Here is a 6362-nt window from a genome sequence, read left to right as displayed (position 1 = left end):
TGCAACCGAATATCAGGATAGACGTACTTATCTTATCATTAATATTCTTCCAGAGGACGTTTTGCATTATCCCCCGCCAAGGAGACCGGATCGTAGCGGTCCGACCAAAGAAAGAGAATTAATTTCATTTATCGAGCGAACGGATTTTCCCTGTGTCGGGGCCAAGTCAGCCCTTAATCAGGGCGGATTGTATATCCTGCATGCGCGATCATTGACATCTGCTTGGAATGACGTGGCTCTCCATACCGCAGTCGTCAGATTTGCAGAAGAGCACGGGAACCGAAAACGAGGGTTCCGGTCGCTGATAATATTATTTGAAGGACCGCTCAATCTTAGCGAGCGGAATTATGAAAAATATCTATGGGAGCGCTTGCAAAGCTGGACGGACAAAGACGTTTGGCTGGGATATAAAAATGATGCGAGCGTTAGCAGTGATCCGAAGGACACTCATTTTTCGCTTAGTTTCGGCGGTCACGCATTTTTTGCTGTGGGCTTGCATCCGCGGGCCTCACGCAAAGCTCGCCGTTTTTTCAAGCCTGCTATTGTTCTTAACCTTCATTCCCAGTTTCAAAACCTGCGTGATCAGGGGAAATATGAGGGTATGCGGAAGGCTATATTACAACGGGATCGAAAGTTTCAGGGTAGTATAAATCCGATGCTTTCCCGTTTTGGAACCAGTTCGGAAGCGCCCCAATATTCCGGACGCAAGGTGGATAATAACTGGCAGTGCCCTTTTAAAAGAAGAGAGTTACAGGGCAACACGGAGGATCACAAGTGAACATAATAGAACCAAGAAGCGGTACGGCATTTTGTCTGGAAAAAGGCCAGACTCTCACAGTCCGTGATCCGGAAGGTGAACAGGTGGCCGATTTGTTAGCATATAATGCGAAAGATACCCGCGAAGTTCTGTCTTCGGGTCGCACCCTCGATTATGCATCGCGAATATTTCTGACCAAAGGCGATCCGCTCTATTCCAACCGTTCAAATGTCATGCTGGAAATTACCCATGATGACGTGGGGCGTCATGATTTTCTGTTAACGCCTTGTTCGAAAGACACTTTTCGGATCATCTACGGAGATCAATCTCCCCATCACGGTTGCTTTGGCAATTTAAAAGAGGCCCTTGCTCCGTTTTCTATTTCTGAGGACGATATTCCGGTTGCGTTTAACTGTTTTATGAACGTCGTTGTCGATGGGGAAACCGGAGAGCTTTCCGTAGAGCCACCGAGATCAAAAGCCGGGGATACTATCTGCTTCGAAGCGAAAATGGATCTGGTTATCGGCCTGACAGCATGTAGCGCCCCCCAATCAAACAATGGCAGCTTCAAACCGATCGAATATGAGATTGAGTAGTGCGCAACTCGCCATTCGTGCAAAAGCATTACATTATTGCCTTATCTGATTAAGGACTGCGATATTTCTGTATCTCAGCCATCCAATAGCTGTTCTGTTTTGCAGAGCCGTTATATTCCGTCTTTATCTCTTCATTCTCAGATATTTCGGATATATCCATCCGTTCTCTACATCCCGAATAAAGATGCAACCAACATCGCTTAACAGCGTTGTCTTTAACATGTCGGAATCGGCCCTGCAGGAATGTAACCATATACCGAATAATCGCGCTGCATTCGCGCAGCAATCGGATTCGGGTGAAACCCGTCCCTGGGATTTTTTGGTTCAGACAGGCCCGATTATCACAACCGCCATTCACGCTGGACACACGATACGCGATGAATTGCAGCCGTGGCTTGAAATTAGCGATATGGATCGCTTGCGTGAAGAGGACCCGCTGACCGATTATTTTCTACCCGTTGGCGATAGTTTGTTACGTGTAAACCGTTCACGTTTTGAAGTGGATTTGAACAGGCCGCGGGACAAAGCCATATCCACCAATGCGGAAGACTTATGGGGACTTCATGTCTGGAGCCCTGATCTTCCGCAGGAGCAGATTGAAAAGTCTATGCAGCTGCACGATCAATTTTATGCCATGGTACGTGACCATTGCGATAAAATGATCGCAAGATACGGCCACATCATGCTGCTCGATATACATAGTTATAATCACCGCCGCGAAGGCGTAGAGGCCCCGCCAGCTCTACCAGATGAAAATCCGGATATTGACCTGGGCGCGACTACCATGAACCATGAGATCTATGGCGAATTGCTGGAACGTTTTGCGAAACAATTGCGCCGTTTTCCGGTTTGCGGAAAAACCCCAAGCGTTGGGGTCAATATCCGGTGGGAAGATGGGGGCAATTTCCCTGAATGGCTACACAATATATATGGCGATCAAGCTTGCATCATAACCCTGGAATATAAAAAATCGTTCATGGATGAGTGGACAGGCGAAGCGGATATTCTAGCGCTTCAGTGTCTGCGTGAGGGACTTTCCCATGCCGTAAACGAAGCACGCATTTATTTTCAACAAATGGCGCGGTCTATTGCATGAGTAGTAGTGGCCTGGCTGCGTTTCGTGCTTCCCAGCGAAAGCATGATCTAGAGGATGACAGTAGGCGTAGAGCCAAATTATCCCCCGCTGCGGCGCAAATCGATGAAGCCTTAGCTATAATGGATAGTCAGATTGATTGGCTAACCCGTCTCACGCCGGTTAATATCGATAAAATCAAAACTGAATTTATTGCTTCTGGCTTTCGTTACATGCCCGACAGTGAATATGGCGAGGGGTTAAGCAATGACGCACCTGTCTTGCGAAAGCACCTGTTCGCTCTGCCCATTGATGAAATTGAAAATCCGCTGATTGAAGCCCTGTTAATCGAGAAGCAACGCGAACTGGACCGCCAGATAGAGTTGGTCAGGATGCGCGACCGTGACGGCTTTATACTGGCCAGCGTCGATCTGTTTGGGAGTGTAGGGGAACAGCTTCTCGAGCAAGCAGATGATATAATGAAAAATGTTCCTGCCTTGCCGAGCGACGAAGCAGATTGTGATGCTAATGCTGTCGCACATGCGGCTCGCAAGGCAACCGCATTTTATACCTCCAGCAATCCCGATTTCAAATGCGATGTTATTATCGATCCAAATCCCGGAACGGGGCTATACACGTCTATGGGCAATTTCCATATAGCCTATGACTACCGCGTTGCAAACTCCCGGATAGATCCCTTGATCCAGCATGAGGTCGGAACCCACGTTGTGAGCCGCCATAACGGTCTGTGTCAGCCGCTCCATACATTGGCGGGCGGCCTTGCAGATTATGATGTTCTGCAAGAAGGTTTGGCGGTTATGGCGGAATATCTCGCGGGGTATCTCCCCGCTGATCGGCTGCGTATATTGGCTGCGCGTGTCATAGCGGCTCATATGGCGATTGAAGAATATAAAGGCGCTGAAATCTATGCCTGCCTAGCCGAAGAATTTCATATGAATAGCGATATGGCATTCGAAACCGCCGTTCGGGCCAAACGTGGCGGAGGCCTGACCAAGGATGCGCTATATTTGAAAGGGCTTTCGGAATTGCTTGCCTATCTGCACCATGATGGTGAGATGGAAATACTATTTCTCGGTAAATTTGCGCTGAAACAGTTGCATAGCCTTGAGAAACTTCTCGAACAGGGGGTTATCATTCCGCCGGATATAATTCCGCAATTTCTTCACAATAGAAACGCCCAAGAGCGTCTGAATAGAGTCCGCTCTATGTCACTATGTTCACTTTATCAGGAAAGCCCTGAACAATGACAAAAGATAAAATCAAAATTGCATTTGTTGTTAATAGCGTAGAAACTGAGCAGGATAATTACACAACAATCCGGTTGGCAAGACGAGCGGCTGCGCGTGGCCATGATGTTGCGCTAATTGGTCTGGGTGATTTTATCTATGACTGGCATGGAACAATCTGCGCAATGGCGACCATAGCCAATAAAACAAAATTCAAAAACGACAAAAATTTCCTTGCACATCTTCAGGACAAGAGCGCAAGTCGTCAACGGATAGAGGTGGAGAAATATGATATTCTCATGCTCCGTAGCGATCCGGCAGAGGAACTTGGTTCTCGTAGCTGGGCACCTTCATCCAGCCTGTTGTTCGCGCAGATTGCTGCCGCCCATGGGGTTATCGTCCTGAACGATCCGAAACATCTCACCGATGCAGTGAACAAGACCTATTTTCAAGGGTTTCCCGAAGAAATTCGTCCCGCCACGACTATCACACGCGAACCCGATGAAATCGTTGCGTTCCTGAAGGCCCATGACGACAAGGGTGTGATTAAGCCGCTGCAAGGCTCCGGTGGTCAAGGAGTATTCATTATCAACGAAGCTAACCGCCAAAATCTTAACCAGATTATGGAGGCTGTTATTCGTGACGGTTACGCGATTGTTCAGGAATATCTTCCCGCCGCCAGCAAGGGTGATCTTCGCATGATTACACTGAATGGCAAGCCGCTGGAAGTGGACGGTCAATTTGCCTGCCTCCACCGGTTTAGCAAGAGCGATGATCCCCGGTCTAATATATCAGCAGGCGGCGGCGTAGAATTGGTTAAACCAGACGCAGTCGCAATGAAGGTTGCGGAAATTGTTGGCCCGAAGTTGATCGAAGATGGCATGTATCTGACCGGGTTGGACATTGCCGGTGACAAGATGATGGAGATCAATGTCGATACGCCGGGTGGGCTTACATATATCGAGGATTTGAGCGAGGTGAACTTTTCCGGTGCCATTATTGATGACCTCGAACGAAAAGTGCGACTTAACCGGCAATATGGTGGAACCTTAACCAACCGTCAGTTGGCGGTTTTATGATAGCTCGTTACGCAATGCCTCCGACAAAGCCAGAGGTTTCGCCTTCACCCGGCATAGCCATGCGCATGGTTCCGCCGCATCCGCGCTGACGGCATCGTGCACGCCGCTCGACATCTTCAAGCCAGAGATATTTTGCATCTGGCCGGCTCAGCAGTTCCTCTCCCGTCAACCATCTAAGCTTCCCGCATTTGCGGCATAGCAGTTCCAGCCGGTCGCTGGGCTCCAGATCAAGCACCTGTATATTGCGTTTCCAGTTCACCAGAAATCCTCGCCGCTGGGAATACGTGTGAACGCAATCTTGCCACCGACATTGCCGCCATTGGGCGGTTCCCAAAAACCGATACTGGCAACCGTCTTGCCATATTTGATATTAAGCCGGTCGATCGCGAGGCCAAGCCGTTCCCATCGTTGCCGTTCGGTATCGTCATTGAGCAGAAAATCAAGCTGGCGGTGATTAGCCGGGGTAAGCTCGCCCAAGGTCACTCCTACCCGCAAAACCTTTGTCTTGCTGTTTAAGCGGCGTTCTGCGCGTTCCCATAGCGTTTTCAGGCCGGCGAGTATGGCCTGGTCATCATTGACCTGCGGCAGGCTGATACTATCCGCAAATCCATCGTCATAACATTGCATCCACAGCATGAGCGATTGGCAGTAGAACCCGGCGCGCCGTAACCGTCTGGCCGCTTTAACGAGCAACACACGCGCTATCGACCGTGCATCTGCCATAGTCCTTGCTTCCGGGGGCAGCACACGGGCATGTCCATACATGCCGCGCTCGGTCGGCGGCGGCTCGATTGCATAGCCATGAAGTGCATACCAAAGGCGCTCACCGGTGACATTACGCCATAGGGCGCGCATTTGCTTGGGCTGGATCTTCAGGAGGTCAGAGGTTGAGAATACGCCAGCTTTGCCAAGCCTGATCCGCATACGTTTACCGACACCGGGAATGTCATCAAGAGCGACCTTCGCTAACGGTCCCGGCATCAGACTGGGGTGCCATATGGTCAGACCATCAGGCTTTTGGGTTGATCCGGCGATCTTTGCCAAGTGGCGGTTTGCTGCAAAACCAATGCTGCACGTTACGGTCGCGCCGATATTATAACGGATTGCCCGTTTGATCCGCGCGCCAACGCCCGCAGGGTCATGTTGCTGACGTTCGTCCAGACGGCAGGATAGCTCGTCAATCGACTTCACCTGATCTATCGGAACGACCGACCCTATCTGTGCGACCAGAGCATTATGGGCGCGCCTATAAAGATCCGGCTTTTGGGGCACCAGGATCAGGTCACGGCACATGCGCCGCGCCTCATCCACCATCATGACATTCTGTACCCCCATGGCTTTGGCTTCGCGGCTACAGGCAATCATACAGGTCCTGCCGCCTTCATAGGGCACAACGCCTACCGGTCGCCCTCGCAGCGATGGATCACGCAGCTGCTCAACCGAGGCAAAGAAGCCGTCGAAGTCGAGATAGAGATGTTCTGTGGTGGTGGGTTTGCGCATGGCTGCCTTCGTGATTCGGGAGACTGCCATATGAGAACATTAAGTGAACATTCGTCAAGAACTGTTCATCTGGAACGAGCAAACTTATGAAAAATATCTCGTGTGTCGAAG

General features: G+C 50.1%; 7 protein-coding genes. 5 read left to right on the top strand and 2 right to left on the bottom strand.

Annotated elements, in window-relative coordinates:
- The first annotated feature begins 61 nt into the window (after positions 1-61).
- The 5 genes from gntA (at position 62) to VIN76_RS08855 (ending at position 4751) form a co-directional block, all read left to right on the top strand.
- A complete protein-coding gene (gene gntA / locus VIN76_RS08875) occupies positions 62-778 on the top strand; it encodes a guanitoxin biosynthesis heme-dependent pre-guanitoxin N-hydroxylase GntA (protein ID WP_414696326.1) in 717 nt (238 codons plus the stop codon).
- Entirely contained in the window at positions 775-1353 is a 579-nt protein-coding gene (locus VIN76_RS08870) for an urea carboxylase-associated family protein (protein ID WP_332041474.1), read from the top strand. Before gntA ends, VIN76_RS08870 begins: the two co-directional genes overlap by 4 nt.
- Before the next feature lie 184 nt (positions 1354-1537).
- Positions 1538-2449 carry an N-formylglutamate amidohydrolase gene (locus tag VIN76_RS08865; protein ID WP_332041473.1) on the top strand — a complete coding sequence of 304 codons (912 nt, stop codon included), beginning with the start codon at positions 1538-1540 and terminating at the stop codon, positions 2447-2449.
- Positions 2446-3693 (top strand): tyrosine/phenylalanine carboxypeptidase domain-containing protein, encoded by a 1248-nt coding sequence (locus tag VIN76_RS08860; protein WP_332041472.1) that lies wholly within the window; start codon positions 2446-2448, stop codon positions 3691-3693. The genes VIN76_RS08865 and VIN76_RS08860 overlap by 4 nt, the downstream gene beginning before the upstream one ends.
- A complete protein-coding gene (locus VIN76_RS08855) occupies positions 3690-4751 on the top strand; it encodes a glutathione synthase (protein WP_332041471.1) in 1062 nt (353 codons plus the stop codon). The genes VIN76_RS08860 and VIN76_RS08855 overlap by 4 nt, the downstream gene beginning before the upstream one ends.
- Positions 4752-4758: 7 nt before the next feature.
- Here the strand turns inward: VIN76_RS08855 and VIN76_RS08850 are convergent, their stop codons facing one another.
- Together VIN76_RS08850 and VIN76_RS08845 are read right to left on the bottom strand one after the other, a co-directional pair.
- Positions 4759-5010: a hypothetical protein gene (locus tag VIN76_RS08850; RefSeq protein ID WP_332041470.1), complete on the bottom strand. Its 252-nt coding sequence runs from the start codon at positions 5008-5010 to the stop codon at positions 4759-4761.
- A complete protein-coding gene (locus VIN76_RS08845; protein ID WP_332041469.1) occupies positions 5007-6251 on the bottom strand; it encodes a type VI secretion protein ImpB in 1245 nt (414 codons plus the stop codon). Before VIN76_RS08845 ends, VIN76_RS08850 begins: the two co-directional genes overlap by 4 nt.
- Positions 6252-6362 lie beyond the last annotated feature (111 nt).

The organism is Parasphingorhabdus sp. (assembly GCF_036568145.1).
Lineage (GTDB): Bacteria > Pseudomonadota > Alphaproteobacteria > Sphingomonadales > Sphingomonadaceae > Parasphingorhabdus.
The sequence above is the reverse complement of the archived record's forward strand: the minus strand, read 5'-3'. Positions and strand labels throughout refer to the sequence as shown.

Excerpts from the sequence above, each read along its gene's own strand:
- VIN76_RS08860 (WP_332041472.1), top strand. The coding sequence starts at position 2,446 with ATGAGTAGTAGTGGCCTGGCTGCGTTTCGTGCTTCCCAGCGAAAGCAT.
- VIN76_RS08855 (WP_332041471.1), top strand. The coding sequence starts at position 3,690 with ATGACAAAAGATAAAATCAAAATTGCATTTGTTGTTAATAGCGTAGAA.
- VIN76_RS08845 (WP_332041469.1), bottom strand. The coding sequence starts at position 6,251 with ATGCGCAAACCCACCACCACAGAACATCTCTATCTCGACTTCGACGGC.
- VIN76_RS08865 (WP_332041473.1), top strand. The coding sequence starts at position 1,538 with ATGCAACCAACATCGCTTAACAGCGTTGTCTTTAACATGTCGGAATCG.